Here is a 21,084-nt window from a genome sequence, read left to right on the forward strand (position 1 = left end):
CGCGGCACCACCACTCGCAGCCCACCCTGAGGAATCACCAGATGACCGCCTTGCTCTTCGGCATCGTCAGCCTGGTGCTCGCCGGACCCGTACCCGAGGCACTGTCCCGGGCCCGCTGGCCGATCCGAGCACCACGCGCGGCGATGACGCTGTGGCAGGCCATTGCCCTGGCCGCCGTGCTGTCGGCGTTCAGCTGTGGCCTGGCGATCGCGGCGAACATCCTCGTGATCGGTCCCGACGGCACCCCGACGACCCACCCGGTCCGTGAGATCGAACGCCTCGGCTGGCCGCTGTGGCTCCTCTGCGTCGGGGTCTTCGTGCTCACCCTGCTCGTCGGCGCGCGGCTGTTCTACACCGTGATCCGCGTCGGCCTGCGCACCCGCGCCCGGCGCAAGGCGCACCGTCAGCTCATCGACATCCTCGACCGTTGCGACCGGACCGACGACGCCGACGATCCGCTCTACGCCCGCGACGTCCGGATGATCGACGTCGAACAACCCCTCGCCTACTGCCTGCCCGGGCTGCGTCAGCGCGTCGTGGTCAGCGAAGGCGTGGTGCATCGGCTCACCCGTGACGAACTCGTCGCGGTGATCGCCCACGAACGCGCGCACCTCCGCGCCCGCCACGACCTCGTCCTCGAGGCCTTCATCGCGTTGCACGAGGCGTTCCCCCGCTTCGTCCGCAGCAGCTCGGCGCTCGGCGCCGCGGAACTGCTCGTCGAGGCACTGGCCGACGACCAGGCCGTCCGCGCGACCACCCCGACGACACTGGGTCGCGCACTGGTCGCGTGCGCCGACGCGGTGGCTCCCCGCGGGGCGATGGCGGTCGGCGGGCCGACCACCCTGACCCGCGTCCACCGGCTCCGCGACGACCGTCCCGCACGCGTTCTCGCGGCCGGCGCCTACATCGCCGCCGCCGCGATCCTGGTCCTGCCGACACTCGCGGTCGCGATCCCGTGGCTGACCGAGCTCAACCGACTCATGTCGGCGTTCTGACGACTCCTGCCCCCCGGCCTCATCTGCCCGCCGTCACACGTGGAGGCAGATCGCCGCTTCGGACACAGAGGCAATAGGCTGTCCGCATGAACAATGTCGACGCATCGTCCTCCTCCGCGAAGGCCCAGATCGGTGTCACCGGCCTGGCCGTCATGGGTTCGAACATCGCACGCAACTTCGCCCGTCACGGGTACACGGTCGCGCTGCACAACCGCAGCATCGCCAAGACCGACGCGCTGCTCGAAAACCACGGCGGCGACGGCAACTTCATCCGCACCGAGACGGTGGCCGAGTTCGTGGCCGCACTCGAGCGTCCGCGCCGGGTCCTCATCATGGTGAAGGCGGGCGACGCGACCGACGCGGTCATCGAGGAACTCGCCGACGCGATGGAACCCGGCGACATCATCATCGACGGCGGCAACGCCCTCTACACCGACACCATCCGGCGCGAGGCCGCGATGTCGGCCCGCGGACTCAACTTCGTCGGCGCGGGCATCTCCGGCGGCGAAGAGGGCGCGCTCAACGGCCCGTCGATCATGCCGGGCGGACCCGCCGAGTCCTACGAGTCGCTCGGGCCCCTCCTCGAGTCCATCGCCGCCCAGGTCGACGGCGAACCGTGCTGCACCCACATCGGGCCCGACGGCAGCGGCCACTTCGTCAAGATGGTGCACAACGGCATCGAGTACGCCGACATGCAGCTCATCGGCGAGGCCTACGACCTCATGCGCAAGGCCCTGGACATGCCGGTCTCGGAGATCGCCGACGTCTTCCGTGACTGGAACACCACCGAACTCGAGAGCTACCTGATCGAGATCACCGCGGAGGTCCTCAGCCAGGTCGACGACGAGACCGGCAAGCCGCTGGTCGACGTCATCGTCGACGCCGCGGGTCAGAAGGGCACCGGCCGCTGGACCGTGAAGTCCGCACTCGACCTGGGCATCCCGACGACCGGGATCGCCGAGGCCGTGTTCGCCCGCGCCCTGTCGAGCGCCACCGATCAGCGCGTCGCCGCGCGCGGCCTGTCGTCGGGCAACCTCGGCTCGGCCCCCGCCGACCGCGAGAGCTTCGTCAACGACATCAAGACCGCCCTGTACGCCTCCAAGGTCGTCGCCTACGCCCAGGGCTTCGATCAGATCGCCGCCGGCAGCGCCGAGTACGGCTGGGATGTCGACCGCGGAGCACTGGCCACCATCTGGCGCGGCGGCTGCATCATCCGGGCACAGTTCCTCAACCGCATCCGTGAGGCCTACCACGACGACCCCGCCCTTCCGAGCCTGCTTCTCGCGCCGTACTTCCGCGAAGCCGTCGAGGTCGGCATCGACAGTTGGCGCCGGGTGGTTTCGACCGCGACGCTGCTCGGTATACCCGTGCCGGCCTTCGCGTCGTCGCTGTCGTACTACGACGGTCTGCGCGCCGAACGGCTGCCGGCCGCGCTGACCCAGGGTTTGCGCGACTTCTTCGGTGCGCACACCTACCAGCGCATCGACAAGGAGGGCACGTTCCACACACTGTGGAGCGGCGACCGCTCCGAAGTGACCGAATAGGAGCCTGCGAACCCCAGTGCGATTCATCGAAGGCCACCGGCCGACACATGATCTGACCTACGACGATCTGTTCATCGTCCCCGGCAGGTCGGATGTCAGTTCCCGATTCGACGTCGACCTGTCGACGTCGGACGGCAGCGGTACCACGATCCCGCTGGTCGTGGCGAACATGACGGCGGTGGCGGGCAAGCGCATGGCCGAGACGGTGGCCCGGCGCGGTGGGCTCGTGGTCCTCCCCCAGGACCTGCCCATCGAGGCGGCCGCCGCGTCCATCGCCTTCGTGAAGTCACGGCACCTGGTGGCCGACACACCCGTCACCCTCGACCCGGACGCGTCGGTCACCGATGCGGTCGCGTTGATCCCGAAGCGTTCCCACGGCGCGGCCGTCGTGGTCGAGGACGGCCGGCCGGTGGGTGTCGTGACCGAGAGGCGGTGCCGCGACGTCGACCGGTTCGCCCGGGTCCGCGAGATCGCCGACCCCGACATCGTGACGCTGCCCGTCGACACCCCGCCCCGCGAGGTCTTCGACGCGCTGGGTGACCTGCACCTGGGCCTGGCCGTGCTCGTCGAACCCGACGGCCGGCTCGCCGGGGTGCTCAACCGCGTCGGTGCCCTGCGGCATGCGATCTACACGCCGAACCTCGACTCCGCCGGCGCCCTGCGGATCGCGGCGGCCGTCGGCATCAACGGCGACGTCGTGGGCAAGGCTCGCGCGTTGGTCGCCGCGGGAGGTGATCTACTGGTGATCGACACCGCGCACGGCCATCAGGAGAAGATGCTCACCGCGCTGTCCGCGGTCGCCGACGCCGACCTCGGCGTCCCGATCGCGGCCGGCAATGTCGTGTCGGCCGAGGGCACGCTCGACCTCATCGACGCCGGCGCGTCGATCATCAAGGTCGGTGTCGGGCCGGGCGCGATGTGCACCACCCGCATGATGACCGGCGTCGGGCGTCCCCAGTTCTCGGCGGTCGCCGAATGCGCCGCGGTCGCCGCGGGACACGGTGCAGCGGTCTGGGCCGACGGCGGTGTCCGACACCCGCGCGATGTCGCGCTCGCACTGGCCGCCGGGGCGTCGAACGTGATGGTCGGCTCGTGGTTCGCCGGGACCCACGAGTCACCGGGCGACCTGCTCGTGGACGAGCGGGGTCCGTACAAGGTGAGTTTCGGCATGGCCTCGAAGCGGGCGGTCGCGGCCCGGTCGAGCGGCGACAGCACCTACGACCGAGCACGCAAGAGCTTGTTCGAAGAAGGCATCTCGAGTTCACGGATCCGCCTGAACACGGAGCGGCCCGGCGTCGAGGACGTCATCGACCACATCTGTGCGGGCGTCCGCAGCACGGCCACGTACACCGGCGCCCGCAACCTGCGCGAACTCCACGACAAGGTGGTGTTGGGCATCCAGTCGCCCGCCGGCTTCGCCGAAGGACGGCCCCTGCCGGGCGGGTGGTGACGTGGAGATCCTGCTCCTGGTCGCGAGTCTCGTCGGATTCATCGCGCTGACGCTCGGGACGGCGCTGTTCGTGGCGGCCGAGTTCTCCCTCACCGCGTTGGAGCGGTCGACGATCACCGCCGACGTGGCCGATCGCGCGGACCGTCGTTCTCGGATGGTCCAACGCGCGCACTCCACCCTGTCGTTCCAGCTGTCGGGCGCGCAGCTGGGCATCACGATCACGACCCTCATCACCGGCTACATCGCCGAACCGGTCCTCGCCCGGATCCTCCGGCCGCCGCTGACCGCACTCGGCGTCGGCGAGTCGGTGGCCTCGGCGACCTCGCTCATCCTCGCGCTGGTGATCGCGACCTCCCTGTCGATGGTGCTCGGCGAGCTCATCCCGAAGAACCTCGCGATCGCCAAGCCGCTCGCGGTGGCGCGGGCCACCGCCGGCCCGATGACCGTGTTCTCCGCGGTCTTCCGCTGGGCGATCAACGGATTGAACGGCACGGCGAACTGGATCGTCCGCCGACTCGGCATCGAACCGACCGATGAGCTGGCCTCCGCGCGGTCGCCCCAGGAACTCGTCTCGCTCGTCCGTAACTCGGCACGTCGCGGTGCCCTCGACCAGCAGACGGCGACCCTCGTCGACCGCTCGCTGCGCTTCGGCGAACTGACCGCCGAGGACCTGATGACCCCCCGCGTGACCATCGATTGTCTCGACCGCGCCGACTCCGTCCGCGACCTCGTCATGGCGTCGTCGCGCACCGGGCACTCCCGTTTCCCGGTCGTCATCGACGGCGACCTCGACGACCTCGTCGGGGTCGTGCACATCAAACAGGCCTTCACCGTTCCGCCCGAGCGACAGGCCACCACCTCGGTCACCTCGATCGCCCGGCCGGTGCCACGTGTGCCGGCCAGCCTCGACGGTGACGCGCTGATGGAACGCATCCGCGCCGACGGGATGGAGCTGTGCGTCGTGATCGACGAATACGGCGGGACCGCCGGCATCGTCACCACCGAAGACCTCATCGAGGAGATCCTCGGCGACGTCACCGACGAACACGACGACGAACGCGCCGACGTCGCGGTCGACGGCAACGGTTACCTCTGTGCCGGACTGCTGCGCATCGACGAGCTGTACGACGCCGTCGGCTACCACGCCCCCGAAGGGCCCTACGACACGCTGGGTGGACTCGTCATGTACTGCCTGGGACGCATCCCCACCGTCGACGACGAGGTGGACCTCCCACGACGCTCGGCCGTCGGCGAGACCGACGACGACACCGCCCAGTCGCCCGACCGCGGCCCCGACGTCACCTGGCGTGCGACCGTCACCCAGATGGACGGACGCCGGGTCGACGTGGTCGCCATCCGGCCGGCTCCCGCGGATCAGGTCCGGGCGGCTCACGCGGACCGAGACCTCTCCGCCGCTTCCGAACGAAACGGCGAACCGTCGCACATCCAGGAGGACCCGCATGGGCGGTGATCTGTGGGCGGTCGGGCTGACCGTCGTCCTCCTGGCCGGCAACGCGTTCTTCGTGGGTGCCGAGTTCTCCCTGATCTCGGCTCGACGCGACCGCCTCGAAGCCCTCGCCGAGAGCGGCAAGAGCCGCGCGAGGACCGTCATCCACGCCGGCGAACGGCTGTCGCTGATGCTGGCCGGTGCGCAGCTCGGCATCACGATCTGCTCGATCCTGCTCGGCCGGGTCGGCGAGCCCGCGGTCGCGCATCTCATCGAGGCGCCGCTGCACCTGGCGCACGTTCCCGATGCCCTTCTCCACCCGATCTCGTTCGCCATCGCGCTGTCGCTGGTCGTGGTGCTGCACATCCTGCTGGGTGAGATGGTGCCGAAGAACATCGCGCTGGCCGGCCCGGAGTCGTCCGCGATGCTCCTCGTGCCGGCACATCTGCTCTTCATCCGTCTGGTCCGGCCGTTGATCGCGTTCTACAACTGGCTGGCAAACATCTCCCTGCGGCTCCTCCGAGTGGAACCGAAGGACGAACTCGAGTCCACGGTGTCGCTGGGCGAGCTGGCCGAGATGGTCGGCGAGTCCAAGCAGGAAGGCCTCATCGACGCCGAGGAGCACGAACGACTGACCCGCGCCCTGCAATCCATCGGCCGCACGGTGTCGGAGGTGATGATCCCGCTGGACCAGATGCGCAGTGTCGGTGTGCAGGTGTCCGGTTCCGGCGGCATCGGACCGACCCTGGGTGCGGTGGAGAAAGCGGTCGGCGAGACGGGGTTCTCCCGGTTCCCCGTCCGCGGACCCGACGGCACCTTCACCGGCTATCTGCACCTCAAGGACGTACTCGACGAGATCCTCGACGAGCACGTCGGACCGGACACCATCATCGGCGTCGACAAGATCCGGCCGCTGCCGGTCATCGATTCGACGACGCCCCTCGACGAGGCCACGGGAGTGCTGCGGCGGACCAGTTCGCATCTGGGCGCGGTGGTCGACGACAGCGGCCGCACCATCGGCATCGTCCCGCTCGCCGACCTGGTGGAGGAGTTCGTCGGCAACGTCCGCGACGAGACACACCGGGTGTGACCACGATGACCGCGCAACTGGAACATCCGGATCTCGACCTGGCGGCGCAGGTCCTGGACGCCGACGAGTGGCGAGCACGCCGCGACGCCCATCGGCGGGCGGTGGAGGAGCTGATCGGCCCCTACCTCGACGCCCGGCGTCGCGGCGCCCGTCACCCGGTGATCGACTTCTTGTTCACCTACTACTCGTCACGTCCGGCGCACGTGCTGCGCTGGCATCCCGGGTTCGGTGTGACGATCGAGGACGGCGACGAGTTCCTCGGCCTGCGTGGCTACGAGCAGACCGCCGCCGGTGTGAGCGTCGGCGACGCCTATCTCCGGCACCGCGGCGAAGCGCTCGCCGCCGCCGTGGACATGCTCGGCGCCACCGCCCGACGACCCGCTCGGCTCGGCTGTTTCGGCCTGCACGAGTGGGCGATGGTCTACCGCACCGACGACACCCGGCACGACCTGCCGCTGCGATTGGGGTCCGCGGGCACCGACGCGGTCGTCGAGTCGATGCCGCTGCGGTGCACCCACTTCGATGCCTACCGGTTCTTCACCGACCCGGCGCGTCCGCGCAACGACACCACGTTGAGCCGGGTGACGCAGATCGCGCACGAACAACCGGGTTGCCTGCACGCGACGATGGACCTCTACCGGTACTGCTTCACCCTCGCGCCGCTCGTGCCGTCGGACCTGACGCTCGACTGCTTCGCGCTGGCACTCCGAGCCCGCGACCTCGACATGCGCGCCAGTCCCTACGATCTCAGCGACCTCGGTTACGAGCCGGTCCGCATCGAGACAGCCGCCGGCAGGGCCGACTACGTGCGCGAGCAGTCGGCGATCGCCGAACGGGGAATGACCCTGCGGACGCGGTTGCTCACCATCTGTACGGAGCTCGCGGACCTCGCGACCGTGCCCGGCGGGAGGCGCCTGCCGTCCGCCGTTACCGACGAGTAGCATGTATGCGTCGTCATTCGCTCGAGAAAGGCTGCCATGTCTGACCGGATCACCGTCAACGGGTTGCAGGTCGCTACCGTCCTGCACGACTTCATCAACAACGAGGCGTTGCCCGGTACCGGTGTAGATGCGGACGCCTTCTGGGCCGGTGCGGCCTCGGTCATCGCCGATCTCGCCCCGCGCAACCGCGAACTGCTCGCCGTCCGCAACGACCTGCAGACCAAGCTCGACGCCTGGCACCGCGATCACAAGGACGCCGACCTCACCCCCGGCAGCGCCGACTTCGACTCCTACAAGTCGTTCCTGACCGAGATCGGCTACCTCGCTGAGGTCCCCGCCGACTTCCAGATCACCACGTCGAACGTCGACCGCGAGATCGCCGACACCGCGGGCCCGCAGCTCGTGGTCCCGATCCTCAACGCGCGGTTCGCGCTGAACGCCTCGAACGCCCGCTGGGGTTCGCTGTACGACGCGCTCTACGGCACCGACGCGATCTCCGAGGCCGACGGCGCGGAGAAGGGTTCGTCGTACAACAAGGTGCGCGGTGACAAGGTCATCGCCTACGCCAAGGACTTCCTCGACCAGGCCGTGCCGCTCGAACAGTGCAGCTACACCGATGTGCGGGCGTTCGCCGTCACCGACGGCGCGCTGCAGGTGACGCTGGACGGCGACAAGACCTCCACCCTGGCCGACCCGACCGCGTTCGTCGGCTACCGCGGCGACGCGGCTTCGCCGACCTCGATCCTGCTGCGCAACAACGGTCTTCACCTCGACATCGAGATCGATCCGTCCTCGCCCATCGGGTCCACCGACCCGGCCGGAATCAAGGACGTCGTCGTCGAATCCGCGATCACCACGATCATGGACTTCGAGGACTCGGTCGCTGCGGTCGACGCCGAGGACAAGGTCGTCGGGTACCGGAACTGGCTGGGCCTCAACAAGGGCGACCTGTCCGAAGAGGTCACCAAGGGCGGGAAGACCTTCACGCGCGTGCTCAACGGCAACCGCGAGTACACCGCGCCGGACGGCACCACCTTCGACCTGCACGGGCGTTCGCTGCTGTTCGTCCGCAACGTGGGCCACCTGATGACCAACGACGCGATTCTCGACGCCGATGGCAACGAGGTTCCCGAGGGCATCCTCGACGGTCTGATCACGTCACTGATCGGCATCCACGGTTTGAGCGGCGCCGGGAGCGAAGCGAGCGGGCCGAATGGATCGCAAGCAGAGGGTCTACAGAACTCGCGGACCGGATCGGTCTACATCGTGAAGCCGAAGATGCACGGCCCCGACGAGGTCGCCTTCACCGTCGAACTGTTCGGCCGTGTGGAGAAGGTCCTCGGCCTGCCCGAGAACACGCTCAAGGTCGGGATCATGGACGAGGAGCGCCGCACCACGGTGAACCTCAAGGCCTGCATCAAGGCGGCCGAGCAGCGCGTCGTGTTCATCAACACCGGCTTCCTCGACCGCACCGGCGACGAGATCCACACGTCCATGGAGGCCGGGCCGATGGTCCGCAAGGCCGAGATGAAACAGCAGACCTGGATCGGCGCGTACGAGAACTTCAACGTCGACACCGGCTTGCACGCGGGCCTGCAGCACAAGGCGCAGATCGGCAAGGGCATGTGGGCCATGCCCGACCTGATGGCCGACATGCTCGAGCAGAAGATCGGGCATCCGAAGGCCGGCGCCACGACCGCGTGGGTCCCCTCGCCGACGGCTGCGACACTGCACGCGCTGCACTACCACCTCGTCGACGTCTTCGAGCGCCAGGACGAGATCGCCAAGCGCGATCCCGCCCGGGTCGAGGACGTCCTCACCATCCCGCTCGCGCCGAAGACGGACTGGTCCGACGAGGAGAAGCAGCAGGAACTCGACAACAACTGCCAGTCCATCCTCGGTTACGTGGTGCGATGGATCGACCAGGGTGTCGGCTGCTCCAAGGTCCCCGACATCCACGACGTCGCTCTCATGGAAGACCGTGCGACGCTTCGGATCTCGAGCCAGCTGCTGGCGAACTGGCTGCGCCACGGCATCGTCGGCGAGGCCGACGTGGTGGCCTCGCTCGAGCGGATGGCCCCGGTCGTCGACCGGCAGAACGCCGGTGACCCGACCTACCGCCCGCTGGCGCCGGACTTCGACTCCAACATCGCCTTCCAGGCGGCCAAGGAGCTGATCCTCGAGGGCACGACGCAGCCGAGCGGCTACACCGAGCCGATCCTGCACCGCCGTCGCCGCGAGTACAAGGCGGCGAACCCGGCCGGCTGAGCACCGGGTTCCACGTAGGCGATACGACCGTGCCGAACTGCCGAGGATCGGCACGGCGTATCGTCGTACCCTGCACTGCGCACCGGCTCGCCACGGCCGACCGGGCGAGGGACGCACCGAGCAGGGAGGGCATCGGCGTTGGCACATCACCGGAGTAGCGGCGGGGAGAGCATCCGAAGCCGCGGCGTGAGCCGAGGTGTCGTCGCCGCACTCTTGTCGATCCTGCTCGTCGCGGCCGTCGTCGTCATCTGGCAGGACCTCGGCGATCAGATCGATCGCCAGGCCGAGGAGGCCGCCGCGCAGTGCGTCGAGGGTCGTGAGTCGGTACCGATCGTCGCCGATCCGGATATTGCGCCGGGACTGGCGGCCGTCGCCCGCAACTTCGGCGAGACGAACCCCGTCGTGCGCGACAAATGCGTCAGCGTCGACGTCCGGCCGGGCGACGCGAAGATCACCCTCGACGGTCTGTCGGGGTCGTGGGACACCATGTCGATGGGCGCGTACCCGGCCGCCTGGGTGCCGCAGTCGTCGGTGTGGTCGGCAGATCTGGCGGCGGCGAAACCCGATGCGATCGAGGGCAACACCCGATCGCTGGTCTCGACGCCGGTCGTGCTGGCGGTGTCCCCCGAGCTCAACAGCTCCTTGACCGGCCGCCTCGACTGGTCACAGATCCCCACCCTGCAGCGCCGCGACAACTCACTCGCCGACTTCGGACTCCAGGGTTGGGGATCGTTGCGCATGGCGATGCCGATCGGAGCACAGTCCGACGCCAGCGCGTTGGCCGCCCAGGCGGTCGCGACACGCGTCACCCGGACCACCGGACCGCTGACCACCGCCGACGCCGAGTCGCCGCGGGTCAGTTCCAGTGTCCGCGCCATGCTGGAGGGCGCGCCGCTCTCCCCGGACGGGACACCCCAGGGCGCGGCAACGGCCATCGCCGACGCGCCGGACGCGGCCCGAGCGGAGATCCACGTCGTGCCCATCACCGAACAACGCCTGTTCCAGATGACCCGCGAGGACGACCGCGCACGCCTGGCCGAACTCATCCCGTCGGGTCCGACGCCGATCGCCGACTACCCTGTCATCCGGATGTCGGGTCCCGAGGTCTCCGAGTCGGCAGCCGATGCCGTCGCCGAGTTCATCCAGTTCGCCTCGGAGCCCGAGCAGTTGCAGTTGCTGACCGAGCTCGGTTTCCGCGGCGACGCCCCGATGCCCTCCCCGACCCCGACCGTGACGTTCCCGCGCACGCCCGATCCGATGCCGACACCCGAGAACGGCGCGATCGTCGCCATCAACCGGCTCGTCTACGGGCCGGCCAGCGTTCCGGCGAGCTCCACGCCGCCCTCGGTGCCGTCGGGAAGCGCGGGGGGTTAGAGCTCGCGAGGACGGGTCGTTTCGACACGGTTCGTGGCTGCGCTCCTCACCTGCTCAACGAACAGGTGAGGAGCTTAAGACGATGAAGAAGTCAGCTGCTGTAGGCCTCGATCGGCGGGCAGCTGCACACCAGGTTGCGGTCGCCGTACACCCCGTCGATCCGCCGGACGGCCGGCCACACCTTCGCCCGGCCGCCTGCGGACGGCAGTCCCTGCGGGTAGACGGCGACTTCCCGCGAGTACGGGTGGTCCCACTCGCCGACGAGCGACTCGGCCGTGTGCGGGGCGCCGCGGAGCGGATTGTCCTCGGCGGGCCACTCCCCTCGTCCGACGAGTTCGATCTCGCCGCGGATGGCGATCATCGCATCGCAGAACGCGTCGATCTCGTCGAGGTTCTCGCTCTCGGTGGGCTCGACCATCAGCGTGCCGGCCACCGGGAAACTCATGGTCGGTGCGTGAAAACCGTAGTCGGCGAGTCGTTTTGCCACGTCGTCGACGGTGACGCCGGTGGCCTTGGTGATGGCCCGGAGGTCGAGGATGCACTCGTGGGCGACGAAGCCGTCCTCGCCGGTGTAGAGCACCGGATAGTGCTCACCGAGCCGCTTGGCGACGTAGTTGGCGGCGGTGATCGCCGTGAGCGTCGCCCGCCGGAGACCGTCTGCGCCCATCATCGCGATGTAGGCATAGGTGATCGGCAGGATCGCCGCCGAGCCGTACGGGGCCGCGGCGATCGTGGCCGACCCGGGCAGCTCGTCGGCGAGCGGGTGTCCGGGGAGGAACGGGGCCAGATGCTCCCGGACCGCGACGGGCCCGACGCCGGGCCCGCCGCCGCCGTGCGGGATGCAGAACGTCTTGTGCAGGTTGAGATGGCTGACGTCACCGCCGAAATGACCCGGCCGTGCGACACCGACGAGCGCGTTGAGGTTGGCGCCGTCCACGTAGACCTGGCCGCCGGCGTCGTGCACCGCGCCGCAGACGTCGCGGACGTCGTGCTCGAAGACGCCGTGCGTCGACGGGTACGTGATCATGATCGCCGCGACCCGGCCTTCGTTTGCCGCGATCTTGGCGCGCAGATCGTCGAGGTCGACGTCGCCGTTCTCGCGGCACCCGACCACCACGACGCGCATTCCGGCCATGACGGCCGACGCGGCATTGGTGCCGTGGGCGCTCGACGGGATGAGGCAGACATCCCGGTCGACGTCGCCGCGGCTGAGGTGGTAGCCGCGGATGGCAAGCAGTCCCGCGAACTCCCCCTGTGAACCCGCGTTGGGCTGGAGGCTGACGCGGTCGTAACCGGTGACCGCCACGAGCCAGCCCTCGAGCGTGGTGATCAGCTCGCGGATGCCCGCGGTGTCGTCGGCCGGGGCGAAGGGGTGCAGCTGGGCGAAGCCGGGCCACGTGATGGGTTCCATCTCGGTGGTGGCGTTGAGTTTCATCGTGCACGACCCGAGCGGGATCATGCTGCGGTCGAGCGCGATGTCCTTGTCCGACAGGGCCCGCAGGTAACGCAGCATCGCGGTCTCGGTGCGGTACCGGTTGAACGCCGGGTGGGTCAGGTACTCGCTGGTGCGATTCTCGATCGGCTGCGCGAGTGCCCGCGGGGTGACGCCGGCGACGTCGAAGGCCCGCAGGACGGCATCGATGTCGGCGTCGGTCGTCGTCTCGTCACAGGCGATGCCGATGGTGTCGGCGTCGACGCGTCGCAGGTTGATCCCGTCGTGGCGGGCGCGGGCGAGGATCGTGTCGGCTTGACCGGGTGCGTGCACCTCGACGGTGTCGAAGAAGTTCGCGTGTGCCACCGAGAACCCGCCCGCGGCGATCGAGTCGGCGATCCGGGCCGCTGCGTCGTGGGTGCGTCGTGCGATGGCACGCAGGCCGTCCGCCCCGTGGTACGAGGCGTACATGGCGGCCATCACCGCCAGCAGCACTTGCGCGGTGCAGATGTTGCTCGTGGCCTTCTCCCGGCGGATGTGCTGTTCGCGGGTCTGCAGCGCGAGTCGGTAGGCCAGGTTGCCGTCGGCATCCTTGGAGATGCCGACGAGCCGCCCGGGAAGCTGTCGGGCGTGCTTCGACCCGACGGCGAGGTAACCCGCGTGCGGTCCGCCGAAGCCCATCGGCACACCGAAGCGTTGCGTCGTGCCGAAGCAGACGTCGGCTCCCTGCTCGCCGGGCGGCGTGACCAGTGTCATCGCCAGGAGATCGGCACCGGCCGCGACGAGAGCGCCGCGCTCGTGCGCGGCGTCGACGATCGCGGTGGCGTCGACGATGCGACCCGATGCGCCGGGCACCTGGAGGATCACGCCGAAGAAGTCGCCGTCCGGCAGTCCGCATCCGGGCAGATCGGGGTGCAACGAGGCCTCGACGACCTCGATGCCCAGGGGCTCGGCGCGCGTGTCGAGGACGGCACGCGTCTGCGGGAACAGGTCCGCGTCGACGATCACGCGGTTCGACTTCGACTTGCCCGCGCGACGCATCAGCGTCATCGCCTCGGCGGCCGCGGTGGCCTCGTCGAGCATGGAGGCATTGGCCACCTCCATGCCGGTGAGGTCGGCGACCATGGTCTGGAAGTTCAGCAGCGCCTCGAGACGTCCCTGGCTGATCTCCGGCTGATACGGCGTGTACGCGGTGTACCAGGCGGGGTTCTCCAGCACGTTGCGCAGGATGACGCCGGGCGTGTGGGTTCCGTAGTAGCCGAGCCCGATCATCGACCGGGCCACGGTGTTGCGGGCTGCGAGGTCACCGAGTTGTGCGAGGACCGCACTCTCGCTCAGCGGTGCGGGCAGCGCCCCCAGGACATCGGAATCGAGTTCGTCGGCGATGACTGCGGGTATGACACGGTGCGCCAGATCATCGAGGGAAGCCGCGCCGATCGCCTCGAGCATCCGGCGGGTCTCGTCGGCGTCCGGACCGACATGGCGGTCGACGAAGGCGGCCGACAGCTGGGGAGCGGCCGGAGTGGGATCCGGGCTGGAACCTTCTGGGCTGGATCCTTCTGGGCTGGATCCTTCTGGGGCGTCGGACGGGGTCGCTTCAGTGGTGGACACGGTGGCGGGCAACCTCTCGCAGGCGCCGGTACACAGACCGGCTGCTGACCCTCCCCCTCTGTCATGTCTTCGGCCACAGCCGATGTGACGCCTGAGAGATTCGGCGCTGCGCAACTCTGCGCGATCGCCTTTCACCGTGGGCGGACGACGGATCGTCACTTTCCAGAGACGTCGTCACCACCGCGGTCCTGGGTGCCTGAGAGTTTGACGGAGAGGTGTTGCTCCTTCGGCGGCCGCCGGCGATGAGTATCCGACGGCGCTCTCCCGCAGCGTAGCGACGCGGGGCCAGTCTACGCGGAGTCTCGACTACCCGGTGCGACGGGCGCGGTTCTTGCGTCGCGCAGCGAGTTCGTCCTCGGGTGCGGTCTCACTGACACCGCCGTCGGCCCGCTCGCCGGGGAAGTCGGCGATGGTGCCGGTGAGTTCGCGCATCGCGCCGCTGACGGCGATGCCGAACACGCCCTGCCCGCCCTGCAGGAGGTCGACGACCTCTTCGGCCGAGGTGCACTCGTACACGGTCGTACCGTCCGAGAACAGGGTGATCTTCGCGAGGTCCTCGACACCGCGCTGACGGAGGTGGTCGACGGCGACGCGGATGTTCTGCAGGGAGATCCCGGTGTCGAGCAGACGCTTGACGATCTTGAGGACGAGGATGTCCTTGAACGAGTACAGGCGCTGGCTTCCGGAACCAGCCGCTCCACGGATCGACGGGACGACCAGCGAGGTGCGGGCCCAGTAGTCGAGCTGGCGGTAGGTGATCCCGGCGATCTGGCAGGCGCTCGGCACCCGGTAGCCGACGAGCTCGTCGGGCACCGTGTCGTCCGGGAAGAGGCCCGGGGCGATGTCGCCGAGACTGCCCTGGGTCGGGACGGCGTCGGGACGCTCGCCCACCGGACGATCGGGTGACTGGTCGCTCGACGTCGTTTCGCTGTCGACCGGACGATCGCCCACTTCTGACTCCCTCGCAAAGCTCGGATCGGACGCCGCACCACGGTGCCTGACGTCCACGTCCACAGTACGCGGTCCAGGCTGTTTCCGGTCGGCCGATCATCTTCATCGGCCCGTGTCCGGTGCTCGATGTCGCTGATGACGCTATGCGGCGGAGGACGGTGGATCAACGCGACTCGCCACGACACTCAACCTCAACTTGAGATCAAGACAAATGGTGATCGGGCGGTGTCGATTCCGTGATCTGAGTTTCGGTTCCGGTCGGCGAACACGTTCGTCGACGGATTCCACGAACCGGTCAGGCGCCGCTTGCCTTGAAGTCGTCCGGGGACACGTTGTCGAGGAACTCCTTGAACTTCTCGACCTCGTCCTCTTTGACCTCTTCGGGCTGCACCTCGGCGGACTCGTCGGAATCCTCGTCCGGGATCAGCAACCCCGCCTCGGCGAGAACCTCTTCGTCGGCGATGATCGGCACCTCGGCACGCATCGCGACCGCGATCGAATCCGACGGCCGCGCCGACACCCGCAGATCGCCGGTGAAGATCATCTCGGCGTAGAAGGTGCCCTCCTGCATGTCGACGATCCGGACCTCGACGAGGGTCTGCCCGAACTCCTTGATGAGGTTCACGATCAAATCGTGGGTCAACGGACGAGGAGGCTCGATCCCCTTCTGCCGCAGCGCAATCGACGCAGCTTCACTCTGCCCGATCCAGATCGGCAGGTAGCGTTCGCCCTCGACCTCGCGCAGCAACAACACCGGCTGACTCTGCGGGGGTTCGACCCTGATGCCCACCACACGCATCTCGCTCATCTCGCACCTCCCAGACGCCTTGTACGGCGCTCGATTCAGTGACCTCGACGCTACACCGACTGAGCGGACAGCGGCGGCCGACTCGCGGCGCCCCAGCGGATCCCCTCAGCGGATGCCCTCGACGGATCGTCGCTGTTCAGTCCGGTGCGGCGGTCGCACGCGCGCACCGCGATCTCAGTCCAGCGCACCCTTGACGGCCGCCTTGACCAACTGCGTGTGCAGCGTCACCGACAAGGCCGCGATCTCGCGCACGAGTTCCTCGGCACGGTCGCGCGCACCGGTGCCCTTGCCCTTGGCGATCGGGTTGGCGATCTGGGCGACGAGGCCCGCCTCGCGATCTGCGGACACCTTGAATGCCCGGAGATGACGCGTCTCCAGGCCGTAACTGGCCAGGGCCGCGGCCGCCTCGACGAGCCGTACGGCGTCCTCGTCGAAGAACCCGGCGGGCCCGGCGGCCAACAGGCCGTTGCGCTGGAGTTCGGTGACGAACGCCGAATCCACCCCGGTGCGTTCGATCAGCGACTCCCGGGAGACGCGTCCGGCGCGCGCACCGAAGTCGGTGGCCGGCGCCACGGTCCCGCGGGCCGCGGACAGCACGCGCGTTCCGCCAGGACCGAAACCGCCGTTGCCGTTGTCGATCGCGTCGAGCTGTTCCTTGATCACCTTCAGCGGGAGATACCGGTCCCGCTGCGCGGTCAGCACGAACCGCAGCCGTTCGCAGTCGGCCTGACTGAACCGCCGATACCCCGACGGAGCCCGCTCCGGGGTCACCAGACCCTCCGACTCCAAGAATCGGATCTTCGAGATCGTGATGTCCGGGAAGTCATCACGCAATTGGGCGAGAACCGTGCCGATCGACATCGATCCTTCGCCGCGGGGGGCCGTGGACGCCGTCACGGGTGTCAGGCGTCTGCTTCGTCGCGCGGACCGCTGAGAAACACCAGACGGAACTTGCCGATCTGAACCTCGTCGCCATTGCTCAGCGACGCGGTGTCGACCGGCTCGCGGTTGACGTACGTACCGTTGAGGCTGCCCACGTCGACGACCTGAAAGTCGTTGTCGCCGAGACGGAACTCGGCGTGACGACGGCTGACGGTCACGTCGTCGAGGAAGATGTCGCTGTCGGGGTGCCGGCCGGCCGAGGTCGTCGGCTGATCGAGGAGGAACCGCGACCCCGCATTGGGTCCTCGCTTCACGACAAGCAGCGCGGTCCCGGGAGCGAGTCGTTCGACCCCCGTGTCGGCCGGCTCACTCGAGGTGCTGGTCCCGGCATCGAGTTCATTGATGAACTCCTCCCGGAACACCGATGTGGTCTCCACCGGCGCCTCGAAGTCCCTGTCGTTTTCGCTCACCACTTCTCCTTCGTCGTCGTCAGTGCCGACCGCACAGTCGCCAACCTCGTTCTCGGAACCGCCGGCATCGCCTGGGACGGTGCCCGTCGGCTCTCGCCACGATGGCCGGTCGAATCTACATGACTTGTGCGGCCGGGTAGTTCTCGGCGCGAGATCGTGAGCATCGGTGTCACGTCGCGCCTCGTTCCCACTGCCGTAACCGTACCGGTCCTGCCGATCCCACCGGCGCGCGAGTCGACTCCGGCATCGACGATCATATCGTTCCGGAGGCGATCAGCCGGGTCGATCGGGGCTCCGGCCGTTCACGGCCGGGAGAACTCACCCCTCGATGACGGCGCGGTACCCCGCGGCGTCGAGTACCTCACCCAGGTGTTCGTCGAGGGTCGCCTCGTCTGCCGCCTCGATCTCGACCAGCCACCCCTCGCCGTACGGGTCCGAATTGACCAGTTCCGGCGAGGCGTCGAGGGCGTCGTTCACCGCCGACACCGTGCCTGCGAGCGGCCCGAAGATGTCCGAGACACTCTTCGTCGACTCGACCTCGGCGAACGACTCGCCGACGGTCACCTCCGCACCGCTCTCGGGTAGCTGGACGAACACCACGTCGCCGAGGGCGTCCTGGGCGTAGTCGGTGATCCCGACGCGCACCGTCGTCGGCCCGAGTCGCTCGATCCACTCGTGCTCCGCGGTGTAGCGCAAGGTCTCTGGCACTTTGCTGTCGGTCACGCGAACCCCTTTCGTCCTCGTCAGACTCTACTGTCTGCCGAGTCGCCTGCCGGGTGACGCGGCGGCATGAGCCGCATCACCAGGATCGTCTGATACCAGTACAGGACGAAGGACCACAGATACAGTCCGACGCCCCAGATCATGAAAGCCCAGCCGATCGGGTAGGCGATGGTCCCCACGATCGAATCGAGCTGTCCGGCAAGAAGCCACGGGAATGCGCTCATCAACGCGAAGGTCCCCGCCTTGCCGATGTAGAGCACCGGGAGCGCCAGCACGCCCCGCGATCGCAACAGCGGCGCAGACGCGAACAGCAGGACGTCGCGCGCGATGATCACACCGATCAGCCACCACGGCAGGAACTCCCGGATGCCGAACGCGATCGGGATGATCACGATGTAGAGCCGGTCGGCGGCCGGGTCGAGCAGCGCACCGATCTTCGACGACTGGTCGAGGAGTCGCGCGATCTTGCCGTCGGCCCAATCGGAGAAGCCCGAGAACATGAGGACGGCGAAGGCCCAGCCGTCCGCCTTCTCGACGAGGAGCAGCCACACGAACACCGGGATGAGTGCGAGCCGAAGCACGCTCAACGCGTTCGGGACCGTGACGATCCGGTCCGGAGCCGGCGTGGTCGCCGCCTCCGGCTCGGTCACCGGAAGATCCCGATGATGCCCTGCAGGGTTTTCGCTCCGCCCGAGGAGAACAGGTTGTCGTGGACCATGTAGGTCCAGGTGGTCGTCGACCGGTGCAGATCCGCCGACCCGAGGTCGACGCCGTCGGGGGTGATGTCGGCCTCCCGGAACGTCTCACGCGCCTTCGCGAGGGCCGTACCGGGCAGATCGGCGAACTCGGCGAGGATCAGCCGGTGGAACTCGTCCAGCGGGCTCTCCTTGCCCAGCGACCGGAGGTGGATGCTGGCGCGGACGTCGGAGACGAACGCGAGATGGTCGGCCCAGGCGCGGTCGAGATGGTAGAGCACGATCTCGCGCGCGGCCTGTGACAACACCTCGCGAGGCACGGGCGCGACGGCGGGGGTGGCCCCGTGATCGGTCGCGGCCTTCTCGGCGTCGGCCTTCTCGGCGTCGGCCTTCTCGGCGTCGGCCTCATCGGTGGTGGTCTCCGCCGTCGTCGTGCTCCCGGTCAACTGCGCGTAGCGGTCCGGTTCCAGATCCGCCAGCTCTTCGAGCGCGGCGTCGGTGGTCAGGATCTGCATACGACGTTCGACGATGATGTCCCGCTGCTGATTGACCAGCTTGTTGTAACGCCAGGTGTTCGCGTGGAGTTCGAGCATCACGCCCTCGGCGATCCGCTGGGCCTGCTCGATGAGGTCGACACCCTTGCTGCCCATCGAACCGTCCTCGTTGGGCGACACGGGATCTCGTTTGAACGCGAGGTTCTTGGTGACGACCGGGTCCTCGAGGCTGGAGAAGAACACCGACGTACCGGGATCGCCCTGACGCCCCGCGCGTCCGCGCAGCTGACTGTCGAGACGTTCGGTGTCGTGGCGGCCCGTGCCGACGACGCACAACCCGCCGAGTTCGATGACCTCGTCGTGGGCGTCCGCGTCGTCCTTCGAACCGCCCAGGCGGATGTCGGTGCCCCGTCCGGCCATCTGGGTGGACACGGTGACGGCGTCCCGGGCGCCGGCCTCGGCGATGATCTTCGCCTCTTCGGCGTCGTTCTTCGCGTTGAGCACGACCGACGACACCCCGGCCTTGTCGAGGAAGTACGCGAGTTCCTCGGACTCGGCCACGTCGTGGGTACCGATGAGGACGGGTTGTCCGGTCTCGTGGATCTCCTTGACGTAGGCGACGATCGCCTCGACCTTGTTGGCCTTGGTGTCGTAGACCCGGTCGGGCAGGTCGGTCCGGACGTTGGGGGTGTTCGGCGGGATCTGCGAGACGCGCAGTTCGTAGAACTGGCGGAACTGCTCGCCGGCGGCGAGCGCGGTGCCGGTCATGCCGCAGACCTTCGGGTAGCGGCCGATCAGTGCCTGCACCGTGATGGTGTCGATGACCTCACCCGAATCGGTCTGCGTCAGCCCTTCCTTGAGCTCGACCGCGGCCTGCACCCCGTCGGGCCAGCGCTGGAGCTGCGCGACGCGGCCGCGCGAGGCGTTGATGAGGTGCACGCCGCCGTCGCGGACGATGTAGTGGATGTCGCGTTCGAGGAGATAGTGGGCGTGCATGGCGATGCTGACGTGTACGAGCGTCGTGCCGACGTGTTCCTCGCTGTAGAGGTCGATGCCGCCGAGTTCTTCCTCGACGAACACCGCACCCTCGTCGGTCAGGGTGACGTTGCGGCCCTCCGCGTCGACCTCGTAGTGCTTGTTCTTCATCCGCGACACGACGTCGTGGATCGCCGCGTCCGGTACCTCGGTCTCGGTCGAACCGGCGAGCACCAGCGGCACGAGCGCCTCGTCGACGAGCACCGAATCCGCCTCGTCGATGATGGCCACGTCGGGTGTCGGCGAGACGAGGTCCGCTTCGGACAGGGCGAGTTGATCGCGCAGGACGTCGAAGCCGATCTCGTTGACCGACCCGTAGGTGACGTCCCCGGTGTAGGCGCGTCGCCGTTCCTCGCGGCTCGAGTTCTCCGAGACCGCGTGGACGGTGATGCCGAAGACATCGAACAGCGGCTTCATCCACTCCGCGTCGCGGGTCGCCAGGTAGTCGTTGACCGAGATCACGTGGACCTGATGTCCCTGCAGCACATGGCCGATCGCGGCGATGGCGCCGGCGAGCGTCTTGCCCTCACCGGTGGCCATCTCGACGATGTCGCCCTCCAGGAGCCGGAGGGCGCCCTGCAACTGGACGTCGAACGGCCGCAGGTCGATGGTGCGGTCGGCGGCTTCGCGGACGAGGGCGAGGAATTTCGCGCGGTCCGCGGGCTTCTCGGCGATGTCGAGTTTCTCGGCCTCCGCGCCGAACGCGTCGTCGGCGAGTTCGGCGGCCCAGTCGGTGTGGGCTTCGGCGTCCTTGATCACACCCAACGACTTCGACTGGTTGCGAGTCGACTGGGCGCCCAGAAGGCGCCACATGCTGTTGCTCAGCTTTCCCACCGAAACATTTCTCCTGATCGTTCCCGGTTCCGTCGCGACC

The 21,084-nt window shown here is 68.4% G+C and carries 16 protein-coding genes and 1 riboswitch; of the genes, 8 read left to right on the forward strand and 8 right to left on the reverse strand.

The window, feature by feature from the left end:
* Positions 1-41: 41 nt before the first annotated feature.
* From JW364_RS13400 to JW364_RS13435, 8 genes are all read left to right on the forward strand, one after another.
* On the forward strand, positions 42-995 hold the full coding sequence (locus JW364_RS13400) for a M56 family metallopeptidase (protein ID WP_058253194.1): 954 nt from the start codon (positions 42-44) through the stop codon (positions 993-995).
* An 86-nt stretch (positions 996-1,081) separates the two neighbouring features.
* The gene (gene gndA, locus JW364_RS13405) at positions 1,082-2,539 is read left to right on the forward strand and encodes an NADP-dependent phosphogluconate dehydrogenase (protein ID WP_058253193.1); all 1,458 of its coding nucleotides are present in this window, start codon (positions 1,082-1,084) and stop codon (positions 2,537-2,539) included.
* A 16-nt stretch (positions 2,540-2,555) separates the two neighbouring features.
* Positions 2,556-3,989, forward strand: a complete 1,434-nt coding sequence (locus tag JW364_RS13410) for a GuaB1 family IMP dehydrogenase-related protein (protein ID WP_205333674.1) — start codon at positions 2,556-2,558, stop codon at positions 3,987-3,989.
* A gap of 1 nt (position 3,990) precedes the next feature.
* The gene (locus tag JW364_RS13415; protein WP_265968348.1) at positions 3,991-5,460 is read left to right on the forward strand and encodes a hemolysin family protein; all 1,470 of its coding nucleotides are present in this window, start codon (positions 3,991-3,993) and stop codon (positions 5,458-5,460) included.
* On the forward strand, positions 5,450-6,526 hold the full coding sequence (locus JW364_RS13420) for a hemolysin family protein (protein ID WP_058253190.1): 1,077 nt from the start codon (positions 5,450-5,452) through the stop codon (positions 6,524-6,526). The genes JW364_RS13415 and JW364_RS13420 overlap by 11 nt, the downstream gene beginning before the upstream one ends.
* On the forward strand, positions 6,523-7,467 hold the full coding sequence (locus JW364_RS13425) for a 3-methyladenine DNA glycosylase (RefSeq protein WP_374100828.1): 945 nt from the start codon (positions 6,523-6,525) through the stop codon (positions 7,465-7,467). Before JW364_RS13420 ends, JW364_RS13425 begins: the two co-directional genes overlap by 4 nt.
* 36 nt (positions 7,468-7,503) lie before the next feature.
* Positions 7,504-9,735, forward strand: coding sequence for a malate synthase G (locus JW364_RS13430; RefSeq protein WP_205334522.1), 2,232 nt, complete (start codon positions 7,504-7,506; stop codon positions 9,733-9,735).
* Between the two features lie 138 nt (positions 9,736-9,873).
* Positions 9,874-11,109: a substrate-binding domain-containing protein gene (locus tag JW364_RS13435; protein ID WP_205333676.1), complete on the forward strand. Its 1,236-nt coding sequence runs from the start codon at positions 9,874-9,876 to the stop codon at positions 11,107-11,109.
* A gap of 91 nt (positions 11,110-11,200) precedes the next feature.
* On the opposite strand, the gene gcvP is transcribed toward JW364_RS13435, so the two are convergent.
* The 8 genes from gcvP to secA2 form a co-directional block, all read right to left on the reverse strand.
* The gene (gene gcvP, locus JW364_RS13440) at positions 11,201-14,152 is read right to left on the reverse strand and encodes an aminomethyl-transferring glycine dehydrogenase (RefSeq protein ID WP_374100829.1); all 2,952 of its coding nucleotides are present in this window, start codon (positions 14,150-14,152) and stop codon (positions 11,201-11,203) included.
* Between the two features lie 173 nt (positions 14,153-14,325).
* Positions 14,326-14,429, reverse strand: a riboswitch (glycine riboswitch).
* Between the two features lie 29 nt (positions 14,430-14,458).
* On the reverse strand, positions 14,459-15,103 hold the full coding sequence (locus JW364_RS13445; RefSeq protein WP_065629841.1) for a MerR family transcriptional regulator: 645 nt from the start codon (positions 15,101-15,103) through the stop codon (positions 14,459-14,461).
* A 295-nt stretch (positions 15,104-15,398) separates the two neighbouring features.
* Positions 15,399-15,911, reverse strand: coding sequence for a bifunctional nuclease family protein (locus JW364_RS13450; protein WP_055475394.1), 513 nt, complete (start codon positions 15,909-15,911; stop codon positions 15,399-15,401).
* Positions 15,912-16,085: 174 nt separating this feature from the next.
* Positions 16,086-16,772 carry a MerR family transcriptional regulator gene (locus tag JW364_RS13455; RefSeq protein ID WP_137810012.1) on the reverse strand — a complete coding sequence of 229 codons (687 nt, stop codon included), beginning with the start codon at positions 16,770-16,772 and terminating at the stop codon, positions 16,086-16,088.
* A gap of 41 nt (positions 16,773-16,813) precedes the next feature.
* On the reverse strand, positions 16,814-17,266 hold the full coding sequence (gene garA / locus JW364_RS13460; RefSeq protein ID WP_055475393.1) for a glycogen accumulation regulator GarA: 453 nt from the start codon (positions 17,264-17,266) through the stop codon (positions 16,814-16,816).
* 315 nt (positions 17,267-17,581) lie between these two features.
* Complete coding sequence (gene gcvH / locus JW364_RS13465; RefSeq protein ID WP_055475392.1) at positions 17,582-17,986, reverse strand: glycine cleavage system protein GcvH; 405 nt, start codon at positions 17,984-17,986, stop codon at positions 17,582-17,584.
* A gap of 20 nt (positions 17,987-18,006) precedes the next feature.
* Positions 18,007-18,636: a CDP-alcohol phosphatidyltransferase family protein gene (locus JW364_RS13470; RefSeq protein WP_055475391.1), complete on the reverse strand. Its 630-nt coding sequence runs from the start codon at positions 18,634-18,636 to the stop codon at positions 18,007-18,009.
* Positions 18,633-21,044, reverse strand: a complete 2,412-nt coding sequence (gene secA2 / locus JW364_RS13475) for an accessory Sec system translocase SecA2 (protein ID WP_205333677.1) — start codon at positions 21,042-21,044, stop codon at positions 18,633-18,635. Before secA2 ends, JW364_RS13470 begins: the two co-directional genes overlap by 4 nt.
* Positions 21,045-21,084 lie beyond the last annotated feature (40 nt).

This window comes from Gordonia sp. BP-119 (assembly GCF_016924115.1).
Lineage (GTDB): Bacteria > Actinomycetota > Actinomycetes > Mycobacteriales > Mycobacteriaceae > Gordonia > Gordonia hongkongensis.